The 16156-nt window shown below is 63.7% G+C and carries 17 protein-coding genes; 3 read left to right on the plus strand and 14 right to left on the minus strand.

What is annotated here, in order from left to right:
• The first annotated feature begins 368 nt into the window (after nucleotides 1–368).
• Nucleotides 369–1187 carry a c-type cytochrome gene (locus IV098_RS00580; RefSeq protein ID WP_296885392.1) on the plus strand — a complete coding sequence of 273 codons (819 nt, stop codon included), beginning with the start codon at nucleotides 369–371 and terminating at the stop codon, nucleotides 1185–1187.
• 7 nt (nucleotides 1188–1194) lie between these two features.
• On the opposite strand, the gene IV098_RS00585 is transcribed toward IV098_RS00580, so the two are convergent.
• Both IV098_RS00585 and dacB read right to left on the minus strand, forming a co-directional pair.
• Nucleotides 1195–1389, minus strand: a complete 195-nt coding sequence (locus IV098_RS00585; protein WP_296885394.1) for a hypothetical protein — start codon at nucleotides 1387–1389, stop codon at nucleotides 1195–1197.
• Nucleotides 1386–2831, minus strand: coding sequence for a D-alanyl-D-alanine carboxypeptidase/D-alanyl-D-alanine-endopeptidase (gene dacB, locus IV098_RS00590; RefSeq protein WP_296885396.1), 1446 nt, complete (start codon nucleotides 2829–2831; stop codon nucleotides 1386–1388). The genes IV098_RS00585 and dacB overlap by 4 nt, the downstream gene beginning before the upstream one ends.
• A gap of 158 nt (nucleotides 2832–2989) precedes the next feature.
• Between dacB and IV098_RS00595 the strand changes: the two genes are divergently transcribed.
• A complete protein-coding gene (locus IV098_RS00595) occupies nucleotides 2990–3613 on the plus strand; it encodes a DUF4136 domain-containing protein (protein ID WP_296885398.1) in 624 nt (207 codons plus the stop codon).
• A gap of 21 nt (nucleotides 3614–3634) precedes the next feature.
• On the opposite strand, the gene IV098_RS00600 is transcribed toward IV098_RS00595, so the two are convergent.
• Genes IV098_RS00600 through IV098_RS00610 form a run of 3 tightly spaced genes read right to left on the minus strand, consistent with a single transcriptional unit; the run spans nucleotide 3635 to nucleotide 7547 of the window.
• Nucleotides 3635–5227: an HDOD domain-containing protein gene (locus IV098_RS00600; protein WP_296885401.1), complete on the minus strand. Its 1593-nt coding sequence runs from the start codon at nucleotides 5225–5227 to the stop codon at nucleotides 3635–3637.
• A gap of 11 nt (nucleotides 5228–5238) precedes the next feature.
• On the minus strand, nucleotides 5239–6267 hold the full coding sequence (locus IV098_RS00605; protein ID WP_296885402.1) for an NAD-dependent epimerase/dehydratase family protein: 1029 nt from the start codon (nucleotides 6265–6267) through the stop codon (nucleotides 5239–5241).
• Entirely contained in the window at nucleotides 6267–7547 is a 1281-nt protein-coding gene (locus tag IV098_RS00610) for a nucleotide sugar dehydrogenase (RefSeq protein ID WP_296885404.1), read from the minus strand. The genes IV098_RS00605 and IV098_RS00610 overlap by 1 nt, the downstream gene beginning before the upstream one ends.
• A 95-nt stretch (nucleotides 7548–7642) precedes the next feature.
• Between IV098_RS00610 and IV098_RS00615 the strand changes: the two genes are divergently transcribed.
• On the plus strand, nucleotides 7643–8449 hold the full coding sequence (locus tag IV098_RS00615) for a serine protease (RefSeq protein ID WP_296885406.1): 807 nt from the start codon (nucleotides 7643–7645) through the stop codon (nucleotides 8447–8449).
• Nucleotides 8450–8454: 5 nt separating this feature from the next.
• On the opposite strand, the gene IV098_RS00620 is transcribed toward IV098_RS00615, so the two are convergent.
• From IV098_RS00620 to IV098_RS00660, 9 genes are all read right to left on the minus strand, one after another.
• Complete coding sequence (locus IV098_RS00620) at nucleotides 8455–9498, minus strand: phospholipase A (protein WP_296885408.1); 1044 nt, start codon at nucleotides 9496–9498, stop codon at nucleotides 8455–8457.
• Nucleotides 9499–9506: 8 nt separating this feature from the next.
• Nucleotides 9507–10937, minus strand: coding sequence for an MBL fold metallo-hydrolase (locus IV098_RS00625; RefSeq protein WP_296885410.1), 1431 nt, complete (start codon nucleotides 10935–10937; stop codon nucleotides 9507–9509).
• Nucleotides 10934–11656 (minus strand): ABC transporter ATP-binding protein, encoded by a 723-nt coding sequence (locus IV098_RS00630; protein ID WP_296885412.1) that lies wholly within the window; start codon nucleotides 11654–11656, stop codon nucleotides 10934–10936. The genes IV098_RS00625 and IV098_RS00630 overlap by 4 nt, the downstream gene beginning before the upstream one ends.
• On the minus strand, nucleotides 11649–12842 hold the full coding sequence (locus tag IV098_RS00635) for an ABC transporter permease (RefSeq protein WP_296885414.1): 1194 nt from the start codon (nucleotides 12840–12842) through the stop codon (nucleotides 11649–11651). The genes IV098_RS00630 and IV098_RS00635 overlap by 8 nt, the downstream gene beginning before the upstream one ends.
• Before the next feature lie 28 nt (nucleotides 12843–12870).
• Entirely contained in the window at nucleotides 12871–14055 is a 1185-nt protein-coding gene (locus tag IV098_RS00640) for an efflux RND transporter periplasmic adaptor subunit (protein WP_296885416.1), read from the minus strand.
• 5 nt (nucleotides 14056–14060) lie between these two features.
• Nucleotides 14061–14537 (minus strand): hypothetical protein, encoded by a 477-nt coding sequence (locus tag IV098_RS00645; RefSeq protein WP_296885418.1) that lies wholly within the window; start codon nucleotides 14535–14537, stop codon nucleotides 14061–14063.
• 151 nt (nucleotides 14538–14688) lie between these two features.
• Nucleotides 14689–15045 (minus strand): hypothetical protein, encoded by a 357-nt coding sequence (locus tag IV098_RS00650; RefSeq protein ID WP_296885420.1) that lies wholly within the window; start codon nucleotides 15043–15045, stop codon nucleotides 14689–14691.
• A gap of 111 nt (nucleotides 15046–15156) precedes the next feature.
• Nucleotides 15157–15786 carry a DUF2202 domain-containing protein gene (locus tag IV098_RS00655; RefSeq protein WP_296885422.1) on the minus strand — a complete coding sequence of 210 codons (630 nt, stop codon included), beginning with the start codon at nucleotides 15784–15786 and terminating at the stop codon, nucleotides 15157–15159.
• A gap of 53 nt (nucleotides 15787–15839) precedes the next feature.
• Nucleotides 15840–16151: a hypothetical protein gene (locus IV098_RS00660; RefSeq protein ID WP_296885424.1), complete on the minus strand. Its 312-nt coding sequence runs from the start codon at nucleotides 16149–16151 to the stop codon at nucleotides 15840–15842.
• Nucleotides 16152–16156: the final 5 nt, after the last annotated feature.

The following is a 16156-nucleotide window of genomic DNA, read 5'->3' on the forward strand; positions in this document are numbered from 1 at the left end:
TAGTGCATCTGTGTCCGGTAGCTCGGGCCTGACGTTGAGGTTGATTGATTACCATGAGCATCCGGTCATCGTCGAGTGCAACAGTCCCAAGGGCAATCAGAAAGCTGCCGCTCAGTGATTATTTTGGCCTACGTCCGGTAACGAATCCATAGCGGAAGTCGTAACCTCATATATCCAGGGGCCGCTTCGGCCGATAACCGGAAGCTCGTGGTGATAACTGTGTCCGTCCGCTCTTGTCCGGATCTCAGCCATTGGCAAATGGGTGAATTCAGGTTGTTTAGAATGGCGTAGGGATTACTCTGATACGATTTCTGAGCACCTACAAAATTCACCCATAGTTTCGAAGCAATTCATTCAGGAGCCGCACCATGACTCGTCGCCAAGTCGCTGTGTTCACAGCCCTTGTTTCATCCACCTCATGGACGGGCGTGCACGCAGCGCCAGCACCCGTGCCGCTGAATCCGCCCGCGGAATCGACGATTCCGGCAGGTCCGGAAGGCGACGCCATCAAGCTCGGCAAGCTGCTCATCACCGATACCCGCAAGCGCTTGCCGAACAATGTCGGCAATGGCCTCAACTGTTCCAATTGCCACCTGAGCGCCGGGACCGTGGCCTATTCCGGACCCTACGTCGGCTTGTGGGGCATGTTTCCTGAATACCGTACGCGCGGCGCCAATATCAATTCGCTGCAGGATCGCATCAACGACTGCTTTCAACGCTCGATGAACGGCAAGGCCATCGCCTACGATTCGAAGGAAATGAACGCCATGCTGATGTACATACGCTGGCTGTCGACCGGCGTGCCTACCGGGATACCGGTTGTAGGGCGCGGCATGGGCAAGGTCGATACGGCGTTGAAGCCCGACCCCATACACGGCAAACAGATCTACACGCAAAAGTGTGCGAGCTGTCATGGTGCCCAGGGTGAAGGACTCAAGAACGAAACGGGCTATGTCTTTCCGCCGGTCTGGGGCGATGCCTCGTTCAACATCGGTGCCGGCATGGCGCGCACCTACACGGCGGCAGCCTTCATCAAGCACAACATGCCGCTGGGCCAGGGCAATTCGCTGAGCGAGCAGGATGCGGTCGACGTGGCGGAGTTTGTGACGCATCAGCCGCGACCGCTGTATGCGCCGGCGAAAAACGATTACGCCAAGGGCAACAAGCCGAAGGACGCGCGCAACTAGTCTCCTGCTAGTGCAAACGCCGTCGCAGCGTGGCTTCCCAATCGGCCGGCGGTGCTGCGTGGCCCAGTTTCACGATCCGGCCGACCTCGTTTTCATACCAGCCGTCGTGTTGTTTGTTGGGCTCGGCTTCGTAGCCCCATAGCGCACCATCGGCATCCTGCGCCAGCCAGTTCACCCAGTCGGGAAATGCATCCGCGTTCATGGTTGCGGTGCGACGGCTGCGGGCAGGTCGTGCCACACCCATTCCAGCAGTTGTTGCTGCGCATCGAGCGCCCGCTTGGCGTGCTCATGATTCACCAGCATGACGAAGGCGATGCGCCGCCCGCGGGCGCTGTAGACGTAGCCGGCCAGCGCGCTTACATCGCGCAGGGTGCCGGTTTTGAGGTGGGCGTTGCCGACCAGCGGGCTGCCGTTGAAGCGGCGCTTGAGGGTGCCGTCGATGGCGACGATGGGCAGTGCCGATTCGAACTCGGAAAACAGCGGGCTGGCATAGGCGGCTTGCAGCAGCTGGCTCAGGCTGCGGGCGCTGATCCGTTCGATGCGCGACAGGCCTGCGCCGTTTTCCAGCACCAGTTTGTCGGTGGCGATGCCCTGCGCGTCCAGCGTGGCCCGCACGGCACGATGGCCCTTGTCCAGCGTGGCGGGGGGGCCGAAGCGTGCTGCACCCAGGGTCAGGAACAGGTTGCGCGTCATCAGGTTGTTGGAATACTTGTTGAGGCTGGTCAGGGCATCGGTCAGCGGAGGCGATTCCACCCGCAGCAGGGGTGGCGATGCGGGCGCCATGCCGGGCAGCGTCTGTCCGGCAAGCGTGCCGCCCGACTCTGCCCACAGGCCGCGAAAAATGAAATCGAAGGTCGCCGCCGGCTCGAACAGGTTCAGGGACAAGGCCTGTTCGCCGCAGCCACGCGGGTATTGACCGCTGAGCACCAGTTCGCGGCGGGTGGGATCGGGAATGGCGGGCGTCACCGTCTCTTTCCAGCCGTTACATCCGGCGGCGGATGTCAGGACGACTTCCGCCCGCATCGTCACGCCCGGCAAGGCAATCTCGGGGACGATTTGCAGGGAGTCGCCCTCAGGCTTGAGGCGCAGGGTGGTGGCGTTGAAATTGGCCACCAGCGCACCCGGCGCGGCGTTGTACAGGGCCAGCGGCTCGCCGTCGAAGGCGCCCGGGTCCAGCGGCGGCAGCTCGAAGTGGCTGGTATCCAGCAGCAGATTGCCCCGAATATGCCGGATGCCGTGCGCCCGCAATTCGCGCTGCAGCAGCCATACGCGCTCCAGCGTCAGGCTGGGGTCGCCGTAGCCCTTGACGATCAGATCGCCCTCCAGCACGCCGTCGCGGACCGGGCCGTCCGCCCACACCTCGGTAGGCCAGCTGAAGCGCGGGCCGAGTTGATGCAGCGCCGCATAACTCGTCACCAGCTTCATCACCGATGCCGGGTTCATGGCGGCATCGGCGTTATGGGAAACGAGGGCGGTTGCGGCATCCAGCGGCTGGACCACGACCGCGACGTGATCGAGGGGAATGCCGGCCTGTCTGAGCGCATCGGTGAAGGCCGCCGGAAGCTCGGCGGCACGCGCGGCCATAGCCAGGTGGGCAAGCAGCAGCGCGGCCGCCAGTCGGAGAAAAGTCTGCTTGATACGCATCGCAGCATTATCCCGGAAACCGCAGTTGGACGCGGCCGAAGCTGCGTCGGATCGCGCGGCGGCTACCCGGACGCAACAGGCTGTCCGGAGACAAGCGACGCGGAACACCGAGACCTATACTTCGTATTGAAATGCAAACCCCGACGGAGAGACGCAAAATGAAAACCCGATTGATGGCACAACCGATTCAAACGCTGCGGCCGCTGCTGGTGGCCGCAGCGCTGCTGGCTTTGGGAGGGTGCGCCAGCGGCCCCGATATCCGCGCGGATTTCGATCCATCGACCAACTTTGCGCAATACAAGACATTTGCTTTTGTCCAGCCGCTCGGCACCGATCGCGATGGCTACCAGAGCATCGTGTCGCAACGTCTGAAGGCAGCGACGCAACGCGAAATGGAAGCGCGCGGCATGCGCCTGGAAGCCGACCATCCGCACCTGCTGGTCAACTTCAACGCTACGCTGACTGAAAAAATGCGCGTGAGTCCCGCGCCTTCCGTCATGGTTGGTGTGGGCGCGGGCGGGTATTACGGCTATCGCATGGGCATGTACGGCGCGTGGCCGCTGTACTACGACCAGACCACGGTGACGCCCTACCAGGAAGGCACGCTCAACATCGATGTGGTCGATGCCGCACGCAAACAGCTGGTGTGGGAAGGCGTGGTCACCGACATCGTGACCCAGGAAATGCTGGACAACCTGCAGGCCAGTATCGATGCCGCGGTGGCCGCTGCGTTCAGCAAATATCCGGTGGCCGTCCCTGTGCCGGCGCCCGCCGCCAAGTAAGCGTCACTCGGGTGAACGGTCCTACAGAGACTGCCGGATGGCGAGCACAGCCTGGTTGCGCAGCGATTTCAGCAGGGACAGTTCCCGTTCCGGGATGGCGATCTCGCCGGGATTTTCGCGATCGGCGTAGATCAGGCCGATCGGCTTGCCTTTCACGGAAATCGGAAACAGCACGAAGGTGCGCGCCGCGACATGCTGGCGGTACCAGTCCGGGATGCGGGTTGCGATGTTCGGCTCGTCGATGTCGGTAATGAGAATGTCGGCATTGTTCTGCAGCGCGACGAGAAACACATCGGGCGGCGCCGTCATCGAAAAGGCAAAGGCCTTGACCCGCTCCTGCACCGCGTCGCCGAAGCCGAACTTGCCGCACATCGTGTTGTGGCGGCCATCCTTGATACACAGCACCACATGCGCGAAGCCCATGCCGGTATACATGGTTTCCAGAATCATGCGCAGGATGTCGTTGAGCGAGACCTTGTCGTCGATCAGCGAATTGCTCACATCCTGCAGGCCGGAGGTGAGCACGGACTGGATCTGCTCGGGCGTGCGTGGCGCGCCGTCGTGGGTGTCATCCGGGCTGGCGAGTATTGCCGCGTGCTCATGCAGCACCGCCGCGTCAAGCGCCATCTGGGAGGCCGCTTCGTCCGGTAGCGGAACGGCGGCGGGCTCGCTTGTTTCCGCCGCGATCCCCAGCCATTTCGAGGCCTGTTGCGCGAACGCGCTCTGTTTCAGATTCACGTTCACCGCCAGCGCGAACTGGCCGATTTCGCGCAGGGAGTGTTCCATCAGGCCGGACAACTGCTTTTGCGTGAGCGGCAGGCAGTCGCCGAAGCGCGCGGTGAGTTTGGCCAGCGCCCGGCTGCGCTCGGCATCGGGGGTGTTGAGCATGACATCGCACAGCTCGTTGGAAAACCCTGCAAGCGCACGCAGGCGTTCGGCGGGGACGCTGCTTTTACGGATCTTGTCGTCCGCCAGCGCCTTCATGCTCTGCACCAGTTGATCGGGAAAGCCCCAGTTGCGGGCGATGCCCATCCCCAGCTGCTCGAACGACAATCCCAGCACCTCGGTCGCGGCGCGGGCTTCGCCGAGCCCGTCGTTCTCCACCCGTTGCGCAATTGCCGCCGTTTCGGCCGGCAGGTAAAACATGGTCAGCAGGCGCCCCAGGCGGTGCAGCATGGCGCTGATGAACGCCTCCTCGCCATCGGCTGCCTGCAGCTGATTCGCCATTTCGCGCGCCAGCATGCCGGCGTACAGCACCTTGACGAACTCTTCTTTCAGCAATTGCGCGTGCGCGCGGTTTTTCAGGTTGTCGAACAGGATCAGGCTGAGCGCGATCGAGCGCACCGCATCGAAACCCAGAATCATCACGGCACGGGAGATCGTGCTGATCGAGCCGCCGCCGACCTGGTTGTAGTAGGCGACGTTGACCAGCTTCAGCAGCTTGCTGGTCAGCGCGAAGTCCTTGAGGATCTGGTTGGACAGCGCATTCACGCCCTCGCGGTCGGAAGCGGCGATGCGGTTGATGGCGCCGATGGCTTCGGACAGTGCGGGCAGGTCGCCCTCGGTCTGCATGCGCTGCAGCAGCGCGCCCAGCGAATGCTCGCTTGTCGTCATCGGCGCGGGCGTTAGCGCAAGTCCGCTACATACCAGTCCATCGCCTCGGCCAGGCCTTCGCCGATGCGATGCGTGGGCGCATAGCCGAGCCGGGTCTGCGCCTTGGAAATATCGGCCAGCGAATGCCGCACGTCGCCCGCGCGGAAATCACGATAGACGGGTTTGGCGTCGGCCAGGTGCGGGAAGTGCGGCGCCAGGTTGGCGCGGATTGCTTCATACAACTGGTTCAGCGTGGTGCGGTCGCCGACGGCGACGTTGTAGACCTGATTCGCTGCCTCGGCGTGCTGGCTGGTGGCGGCGAGCAGGTTGGCCTGGATGACGTTGTCGATGTAGCAGAAGTCGCGGCTGGTTTCGCCGTCGCCGTTGATGTAGACCGGCTCGTTGTGGATCATGCTCGACACCCACTTCGGCACCACGGCGGCGTAGGCGCCGTTGGGGTCCTGGCGGCGGCCGAAGATGTTGAAGTAGCGCAGGCCGATCGACTCGGTGCCGTAGCAGCGGCCGAACACGTCGGCGTACAGCTCGTTGACCAGCTTGGTCACGGCGTAGGGCGACAAGGGCTTGCCGATCACGTCTTCCACCTTGGGCAGGCCGGGATGGTCGCCGTAGGTGGAGGAGGACGCCGCGTAGACGAAGCGTTTGACCTGGGCGTCGCGCGCGGCGACCAGCATGTTGATGAAGCCGGTGTTGTTGGCGGCGTGGGTGGTGAGCGGATCTTCCAGCGAGCGCGGCACCGAACCGAGCGCGGCCTGATGCAGCACGTAATCCACGCCGCGGCAGGCCGTCTGGCAGGTGTCCGGGTCGCGAATGTCGCCGAGGGTAAAGTGGAAACGCGCCCAGCGTTCAGCGCCAACCCGGGCCTGCACCTGATCGAGGTTTTTCTGGTGGCCGGTGGCGAAGTTGTCGAGGCCGACGACTTTCTGGTCGAGCAGCAGCAGGGCTTCGGCCAGATTGCTGCCGATGAACCCCGCCACGCCGGTAACCAGCCAGGTTTTGGGTTCGCTGGCGAGCTGCGTCTTCAGCGCGTCGAACGCGACCATTACAGCCTCCAGAGCGTAAAGCCGGTGGCTTTCACCACTGCCGGGTCGTAAGCCGATTTGACGTCGGTGAACGCGCCGCCCTTGTTCAATTTGGCGGTCAGTTCGGCGAAGGGTTTTTCCATGTAGGCCGAGTGCGAAACCGCGGCGACCATGGCGTCGCAGGCGGGCAAGTCGTCCCATGCGGTGAGCGTGATGCCGTATTCGTGCTCGGCTTCCTTCGCTTCGCCGAGCGGATCGTGCACGCGCACATCGCAGCCGAAGGACTGCAGTTCGCGGATGACGTCGACGACCTTGGAGTTGCGCAGGTCGGGGCAGTTTTCCTTGAAGGTGAGGCCGAGCACGTTGACCTTGGCGCCCTTAACCTGCACGCCGTTGGCGATCATGTTCTTCACCGTTTCCTGCGCGACGTAGGCGCCCATGCCGTCGTTGATGCGACGGCCGGCGAGGATGACCTGCGGGTGGTAGCCGAGCATGTCGGCCTTGTGGGTGAGGTAGTAGGGGTCGACGCCGATGCAGTGGCCGCCGACCAGGCCCGGGCGGAAGGGCAGGAAGTTCCACTTGGTGCCTGCGGCTTTCAATACTTCGAGGGTGTCGATGCCGATGCGGTGGAAGATCAGCGAGAGTTCGTTCATCAGCGCGATGTTCAAATCGCGCTGGGTGTTCTCGATCACCTTGGCGGCTTCGGCCACCTTGATCGAACTGGCGCGGTGGACGCCGGCGGTGATGACGCTGCTGTAGAGATCGGCCACTTTATCCAGCGTGACGGCATCGTCGCCGGAAACGACTTTGACGATTTTGGTGATGGTGCGTTCCTTGTCGCCGGGGTTGACGCGCTCGGGCGAGTAGCCAACGTGGAAGTCCTGCAGCCATTTCATGCCCGACAGTTTTTCCAGGATCGGGATACAGACCTCTTCGGTGGCGCCGGGGTAGACTGTGGATTCGTAGATGACCGTCGCGCCTTTCTTCATGTATTTGCCGACGGTGGTGCTGGAGCCGACCAGCGGCGAGAAATCGGGGATGTGCGCTGCGTCGACCGGGGTGGGCACGGCGACGATGATGAAGTCGGCTTTGGCCAGGTCGGCGGGGTCGGTGGTCACCGTCAGCTGGGTCGCGGCCTTGAGGTCGTCCGTTGAAACTTCGCCGGTAGGGTCGCAGAATCGACGGTAGTGCTCGATTTTTTCAACCGACAGGTCATAGCCGATGGTGGTCATCTTCTTGCCGAATTCCACTGCCAGCGGCAGACCCACGTAGCCCAGCCCAACAACCGCAACAACGCTCATGCTTGGATTCCCTTATGAATAGTCAGTCTATGCTTCGGTCCGGATTGTATCGAATTTGTGCGGCATTGCCCGCCAGCATCCGGCCGCGCGCTGTGATGGACATTAGCAAGCGGCATACCACGCTGCCGCGCCGGGTCATTTTTCGCTTCGCGGTGGTGGCGTGGCTGGCCTGCGCCGGCACACTGCCGGCGCAGGCCGACGTAGCCGACATGCTGCTCAATGTGAAGCCGGCTGTCGTCGGCGTGGGCACGTACAGCCCCACCGGGCGGCCGCGTGCCAATCTCAAAGGTACCGGGTTTGCAGTGCTGGACGGCAGCTATGTGGTGACGTGTGCGCATATCTTTGCCAAGCCGATCGACACTGAAAAGAACGAAACCGTCGCCGTGTTTCTTGGCCGCGACCGCGAAATGAGCGCGCGCGTGTCACAGCTGGTTGCCGTCGACAAGGCGCACGACCTCGCCCTGTTGAAAGTCTCCGGCTCGCCGCTGGCGACGCTGAAGCTGGGCGACTCGACCCGGGCGCGCGAAGGCTGGCAGCTGTATTTCACCGGCTATCCGATCGGCTCGGTGCTGGGCCTGAATCCGTCCACCCACCGTGCCGGGCTGGCTGCGATCATCCCCATTTTCACTCCGGTTGCCAGCGCAGCCCAGCTCAACGTGCGCGCGCTCAGGCAGGCGGGCGACGCCTACGAAGTGTTCGAACTGGACGCCATCGCCTACCCCGGCAACAGTGGCAGCCCGGTGTGGCACCCCGACACCGGCGAAGTGCTGGGCGTGCTCAACTCGGTGTATGTGAAAGGCGCGAAGGAAACGGCGCTGTCCACGCCCAGCGGCATCAGCTATGCCATTCCGGCGAAATACGTACGCGCCCTGCTGGAGCAGGCGCAGGCCAAAAAACCGTAGCCCGCCTACATGCCTTCGGTCAGGCTGATGCCGATGCCGAAGGTTTGCTGGTTGTGGTTGTAGTCGATCAGCGATTCGCCATAGCCGTTGAAATACTGCACATAGCCTTTCAGGCGACCGTATAGCGGAAAGTTCCAGCCCAGCTCGACCGCCTTCTTGCGCAGCAACAGGGAATAGGTACTGCGTTCATCGTGATAAATCGCCATCAGATCGCCGTACCCCATGTAATCGACGATGTCGGGGTTGTCGTCCTCGCTGTCGCTTTCGGGAAGACGGTACCAGGGGCGGATCAGCAGGGTCAGGTTGTCGCGCTCGAAGCCGAACTGCGCGTAGAGCCGGTTCCAGCTGCGCGACAGGGCTTCCGAACGGCCGTTCGACTGGTGCACCGCACCGAGGTTGATCAGGCGCCCGCGAAATCCGGCGATCTCATAGTCGGTGCGCAACACCAGCATGGCTTCCGGTTCGTAATCGGTCTCGCGGAACGGCGAGGAAATGTCGTCGTTGTAGGCCTGCCAGAACGAGGTTGCGGTGTAGCCAAACCACAGGTCGGCGTTGTCGTACCCGAACACGCCCTCCATCGCCTTGATCTTGAAGCTCAGCTGCAACTCGGTCTCGACCGGATCGAGGTTCTGGTCGGGCTGGATCAGCGAGCCCTGAAACGGCGTGTTGTTCGGCTGGTTGCTGGCCTTGAGCGGCAGCAGATAGTTGAGGTGGTGCGGGCGGAACAGGAAAGCGCCCTGCTTGGCTTCATCGTCCAGCTCCCAGTGGCGCGACAGCGTCGACAGCAGTTTGGGATCGGGCTCGGCTGCAACGGCGGCGACTTGCGCGGCGGGCGGCTCGCCGGCGTCGGCCGCAGGTGGCAGCGGCGCCGGCTCGGGTTGTGCGCGTCCCGACACCTTGTCGTAACACGCCAGGCGATCGACATCGGCCGCAATCGCGCTGCAGCCTTCCCAGTCGGCCATCGAGGCGGCCCGCAGCGAACCTGGCAGGGCCATGCTTAACAAGGCCAGCAGAAGGGCGCCGCCCAGGGGGCGTTGAACTATTTTCATCAGGCAGTCTAATCGAGAATGACGCTGAACCCCGGCGTCGGTGCCACCGCGTTCCAGCCGAATTGCGTGCGCAGCGTGTCGGCAAAACCGGCCGCCACGGTGTCTTCGCCATGCACCACAAACACTTGGCGCGGCTTGCTGCGGAAGTGGCCGAGCCAGCCCAGCAGGGCCGTGCGGTCGGCGTGCGCCGACAGCCCGCCCAGGGTGTAGAGATCGGCGCGCACCGGAATGTCCTCGCCGAGCAGGCGCACGCGGCGGGCGCCGTCGACCAGGCGGCGGCCAAAGGTGCCGGCAGCCTGGAAGCCGGTGATCAGCACGGTGGATTCGCGGCGCGGCAGGTTGGTGCGCAGGTGGAACTTGATGCGCCCGGCCTCGCACATGCCGCTGGCCGAAATGATGACGGCGCCGCCGCGAATGCGGTCGAGCGACTTCGATTCCTCGACGTCTTCGACGAATTCGAGCTTGCGGAAATACGCCGCGCCGCCGTGGCGCCCCATCAGCGCGTGGGTTTCGGCATCGAGCAGTTCCATGTGCTTGTAGGTGATCTCGGTGGCGGCGGTGGCCATCGGCGAATCGACGAACACGGTCAGCTTGGGGATGCGCGCCTGCCGCGTCAGGTCGGCCAGCAGGTACAGCATGTCCTGCGTGCGGCCCACCGCGAAGGCCGGAATGATGACGTTGCCGCCCTTGCGCTCGATCGTATCGGTGATCGCCTCCACCAGTTCGTCCAGCGTCGCCTCCATGCTCTTGTGCTCGCGGTTACCGTAGGTCGACTCGACCACCAGGTAGTCCGCGTCGTGGATAGGCGTGGGGTCGCGCAGCAGCGGCCGCGCGGGCTGGCCGAGGTCGCCGGAGAACACGAGCTTGCGGCGCTGCGCGCCCTCGCCCATCCACACCTCGACGATGGCCGAACCGAGAATGTGGCCGGCGTCGCGGAAGGTGCAGCGCACCTGCGGGTGCGGCGCGATTTCCAGATCGTAGTCGACCGGATTCAATTGCTTCAGCGAAGCCTGCGCCTGCGCCACGGTATACAGTGGCGCGGTGTCGCGCGGCGGCATTCCCTGCGCCGCTTCGCGCTTGGCCATGCGCTGGCGGAAGCGGTTGAGGTTGGCGTACTCGGCTTCCTTTTCCTGGATGTGCGCCGAATCCGGCAGCATCACCGCCAGCAGGTCGCAGGTGGCGCGGGTGGTGTGGATGGTGCCCCGGAAACCAAGCGCGACCAGGCGCGGCAGCAGGCCGGAATGGTCGATGTGGGCATGGGTGAGGATGACGAAATCGATGCTGCGCGGGTCGAAATTAAAGGCGCGGTAGTTTTTGGCGCGCGTCTCGCGGCCGCCCTGGAACATGCCGCAATCCACCAGAAAGCGCACGCCGTCGGCTTCCACCAGATAACTGGAACCCGTCACCTCGCGTGCTGCACCAAGAAAAGTCAGTTTCATAGCGGTCTCCCTTCGCCTGTTTCTTCGTACGTCCTGCCGTCGCGGATATGGTAAATGCGCTTGAAAGTCGGAATGATTTTTTCGTCGTGGGTGACGACGATGATGGCGATGCGGAATGCCTGCGCCAGCTGGTTGAGGATTTTCACCACGGTGAGCGCGCGCACGCTGTCGAGCGCAGCGGTCGGTTCGTCGGCCAGGATGATGGGCGGCTTGTTGGCGAGCGCGCGGGCAATCGCCACGCGCTGCTGCTCGCCGCCGGAAAGCGCGGAAATACGCGCCTGTGCGCGGTGCTGCATGTCGAGCGCGGTAAGCATGTCGAGCGCGATCCTGCGGGCTTCGTCATTCGCCACCCCGGCCAGCATCGGCAGCAGCGCGACGTTGTCGGTGGTGTCGAGGAAGGGGATCAAATAGGCCGCCTGGAACACGAAGCCGATGCGGTCGCGCCGCAGCGCGCGCAGGTCGCCGGTTTTCCAGCCGTTGTCGTAGATGACTTCGCCGCCGAGGGTGAACTTGCCGGCGCTGGGCTCGATCACCGCGCCCAGGCATTTCAGCAGGGTGGTCTTGCCGGAGCCGGACGGCCCGATCAGGCCGACCACTTCGCCTGGATAAACCGTCATGTCGACGCCCTTCAGCGCATCGACCGCGGTGCTGCCGCTGCCATAGCGCTTGGTGATGCCTTCGATGAGGATCGCCGGTTTGCCCGAGTCCACGTCAGCCACCGATCGCCTCCGCCGGGTCGATTTTGAGTGCGGCGCGGATCGCCAGCAGCGAAGCCAGTGCGCACACGATCAAGGTCAGGATAAACGCGCGCCCGGCATCGCCGGTTTCCAGCAGCACGTATTTTGGGAACGCGGGCGCCCACAGCGTGGCGGCGAATTTGCCGACGAAAAACCCGATCACCCCCAGCCCGAGCGCCTCCTGCAGGATCATCGCGGCAATGGTGCGGTCGCGGGTGCCGATGAGTTTGAGCACGGCGATCTCCTTGATCTTGCCAAGCGTCATCGTATAGATGATGAAGGCGACGATGGCCGCGCTCACCACTGCCAGGATGACCAGGAACAGGCCGATCTGTTTGGCGGCGGTGGCGATCAGCTTGGCCACCAGGATCTCTTCCATGTCATCGCGCGTGTAGGCCGTGAAACGCTGCCAGCGCGCAATGGTGTCGGCCAGCGCGCGCGCGTCAAAGCCCGGCTGCAGCCGCAGCAGCACGGCGTTGACCTTGTGGCTGGAGGTCTGGATCGCCTGCACCGCGTCGAGCACGCCAGACTGGCCGGGACGGTTGAGCGCCGGGTTGGCGGCGAGCCGCTGGCGGTCCTCGACGATGGCATCGTTGTCTTTGAGGAACTGGGCGGCCTGCGCATCTTTCAGCGGAATGAACAGCATCGGATCGCCGCCCGACGACACCATGCGCCGGGTCAGTCCGATCACGGTGTAATCGTTGCGGCGGATGCGCACGATATCGCCGACCTGGAAGCCGGTTTTGACATCGGCCACCGCTTCGTAGTGGGCGCGGCTGATCGGCCGGCCTGCCATCAGGAATGCCGGGCCGCCCGGCTTGCCTTGCTCGTAGCCGGCCACCATCACGCGCTGCGATTGCCCGTGATGCGACACCTGCATGGTGAGGTAGGCGACGTTGCCGGCTTGCGCCACGCCCGCCAGCCCCAGCAGCGCGCGATACAGATCGTCCGGCACGCTCGACGGTTCGGCGAACGGGCCGAGGGTGTTTTGCTGCACCACCCAGATGTCGGCGTCGACTGCGCGCAGCAGCACCTTGGCGTCGTCGACCATGCCGCGATAGACCCCCGCCATCGTCAGCGTGACCCCGATCAGCAAGCCCAGGCCGAGCCCGGTCAGCAGGTAGCTTTTCAGGTGGTGGGCAATGTCGCGCCCGGCTAGATTAATCATGGCCTTGGTTGATCATTGCCCAGGTTGATCATGGCTGGCCCAGCTGTTCTTCGCGCACCCGCATGTCGTCGTCGAGCTGCTTCGCGCTGTAGACGATGACTTTTTCACCGGCATCGAGGCCGGACACGATCTGGCTGCGTTCCGCGCTCTGCAGACCGATCCGCACCGGCCTGAAGCGGGCGCGTCCGTTCACCGCCTGCCACACGCCGGTCTGGCTGTTGACCCGGGCAAGCGCGGCGCGCGGCACGCTCAGCACCCCGCGTGCGCCGGGCTGGCGGATCGTCACCTCGGCCAGCTCGCCCAGATAGAGCTGCGCAGGCGCGGGATCGAACACCACGCTCACCAGCCGTTCTTCGGTCACCGCATCGCTTTGCAGCTCGATGCGTGCGACCTTGCCGGGCAGCGCCACGCCGGGCGCGGAACGCAACACGATATCCGCCGCCTGACCGACCGCAATGCCCCGCGCCCGCGCCTGGTCGACGCGCGCGCGCACCCACAGGGCGGCAGGATCAACCAGCCGCAGCACCGCCTGCCCGGCCACCACGGTGGTGCCCGGTTCGGCTTCGCGCGCGGTCACCACGCCGTCGATCGGGCTCAGCAACTTGAGGCTGTCGCGGACCTGGTCGATGCCCTGCAGCTCGGCTTCGGCGCGGCCGATGTCGCGTTGCGCACCGGCCGCGCTGGCGCGCGCCGCCGCCAGCGCGGCATTTGCCGCAGCGGCCTCGTGATGGCGGCTGTCTGCCATTTCCTGGGCGATGAATTTTTGATTGACCAGCATCTGGTAACGCGCACTGTTTGCTTCGGCCAGGCGCGCGCGGCTCTCCGCCTCGGCCACTTGCGCCTGCGCCGCCAGCGCGGTCTGGCGTGCGCGCGCCACGGCGCTCGCCGCCGCCTCGCCGCGCTGACGCAAATCCACCGGGTCCATTTCGGCCAGCAACTGGCCGGCGCGTACCCGGTCGCCCTGATCCACCTGCACCCGCAACAACCGCCCCGCCTGGATCGGCCCCACTGCGTAGGCGTGCCGCGCTTCCACCGTGCCGATGCCGTACACGCCGGGATCGAGGTCTTCCTGTGTAACCGTGACGATCTCCACTCCAACCGGCGCCAGCGGCCCGCGCGTGGTCAACAGCCAGACGAAGGCGGCGATAAAAGCCAGCGCGCCGAGCGCGAGGGTGAGCGTGCGTGGGCTGATTTTCAGGGTGCCAGGCTTCATGTGGATCAGTGAGTGTCGTTGGGTGCGGGCGTTTGGATCTGATAGGTCGTGTGGCAACTCACGCATTTTTTCAGCGTGTCAGACAGCTGGTTCAGGCTGTGGCTCACGTCCTTCAGGCTGTCGGCATCCAGCGCGATCTGGTCGAATTCGCGATGGACCGAAAACCCGAGTTGGCGGAATTCCTGCGGCAGCTTGGCGCGCAGCGCGGGCGGTACTTCGTGCACCATTTTTTGTCCCAGGCCGCGCGCGGCATCCGCGACGGCGGGCATGTCCGGCTTGGCCAGCGCGCCGGTCATTTTTTGCACGCCGTCGAGAAACAGGCGCATTTCTTCCAGGATCATCGCGCGTTCGGTGGGCGTGAGTTCCAGCACAACACGCGTATCTACAGCGACGCCGTACGCGTGATGGGTTTCCGCCGCGCTGGCACCATTAAAAACCAGGCACAGCAACGCGCCGCCAATGGATATGCCTGATTGCTTCATGGTGCTTTTCCTTTTGTGATGGCGGGACAATTAACAGGTCGGGCTTGGCCTGCGACCCTCGATCCTAAAGGATCAAGTGCGTTTCCCAACAAACAAAAGGCGCCGCAAATGCGGCGCCTTTCATGCTTACGTATCAAATCCCAAGCGCGAGTCAACGACCGCCGCCGCCAGAGCCGCCGCCGCCCGGTCCCATGCCGCCCATCCCGCCACCGGGCCCCATGCCACCGCCCATGCCTTTCGCAGGAGGCTCATCCGGCAGGGTGACGCCTTGTTGCTTGGCACGTACCTGCATTTCCTTGTGGTGTTGCGCGCGGATTTGTTCGCGTTCCTCGTTGGTTTTGGCAGAACGCATCTTGGTCTGATGCGCAGTGCGTTCCTGCGGGGTCATCAGCTGGCTGCCGTAGATTTGTTCCTGCGCTTGTACGGGCGGATCTGCGGCAAAGCCTGGATTGAAGGCAAACAGCAGGCTGCCCATCAGGGTCGAAATCAACAACGGTTTTTTGAACATTTTCGTGCTCCTTAACCAATGGGATTGTCAGAAATGATCCGCGCTGCCGCAATCCCATCGGCGAACGCTAATGAGCTCAATAATAGACTTTTCTCGTTGTGGAAATCAGCGCTACTGACTGCATTGCTCCATTGGGTTGTGCAGAACGGTATCGACTTCGTCCTGTGTGATGACCAGCGCCGTATAGGGCTGGCTGGTCAGGGATTCGAGGTTGCGGGCGAAAGCACGCAGGTGATTGCGTGAGCCGCACAGCAGATTTTCATAGGTGGCGTCGATATCCGCGTTGTCGCTACGATCGATTGCGCCCGCCAGATCGCGCATGTCGGTCTCTTCGATGATACCGCCGACTTGCAGTGCATCCAGTGCGCTGAGACGGCCTTTTTCCATCAGCGTGTCGTAGAGCGACTGCAGGTCCGGATTGGTGAATTCGCCGATCGCCTTCCCGCCAGCCGGGTCGGGCAGGCGGTAAGTGCGCAGCAGCTTGAGCACGGCGTCCATGTGGCTTTGCTCGGAACTGGCAATGTTGCTGAATACCGCCAGCCCCCAGGTTTCGTATAGCGTCAGGTAAACATCGCGCGCCAGCTTTTCTTCCTCGCGCATGAAGAGCAGGTCGGATTTTTCAACTTGGGAGAGACTCGATAGCGCGGTGCTGGCAGTGCTCGAATGGCTGGCGGCATAAACCGGCGTGCTGATGGCCACGGCCCAGGCCAGCGCGAATGCAGAGACCGATTTCTTGAACATGTTTAACCTTCCATCAGGATAAAAAACAGAGTGCTTGAAAGCCCAGTGATGGTTCAACGTCCACGATCATCACGCTCGATGCGCTCCGGCCGTTCAATACGTTCGGGGCGCTCAAGACGTTCCACGCGATCGACCCGCTCGCTTCGAGCCCCCGCAGCATCGATCCCATGGCGGGCCTCGTAGCCGACGCCGTAGCGGCTCCCGCTGCCCTTCACCTTGGTGTTTCCGCGCAGCTGCGGTTTGGCAGCGGGCGCAGACACGACCGGACCTTTGCCCGGCGCGGGTGGTTCCTTGGGCGCAGCCTGAACCGCTGTGACGAACAGCAGGGAAGCCAACAAGAAAGAGGGTCTGGACTGGAGCCACATGGCGT

Origin of the sequence: Thiobacillus sp. (assembly GCF_018780105.1) — a bacterium.
Classification (GTDB): domain Bacteria; phylum Pseudomonadota; class Gammaproteobacteria; order Burkholderiales; family Thiobacillaceae; genus Thiobacillus.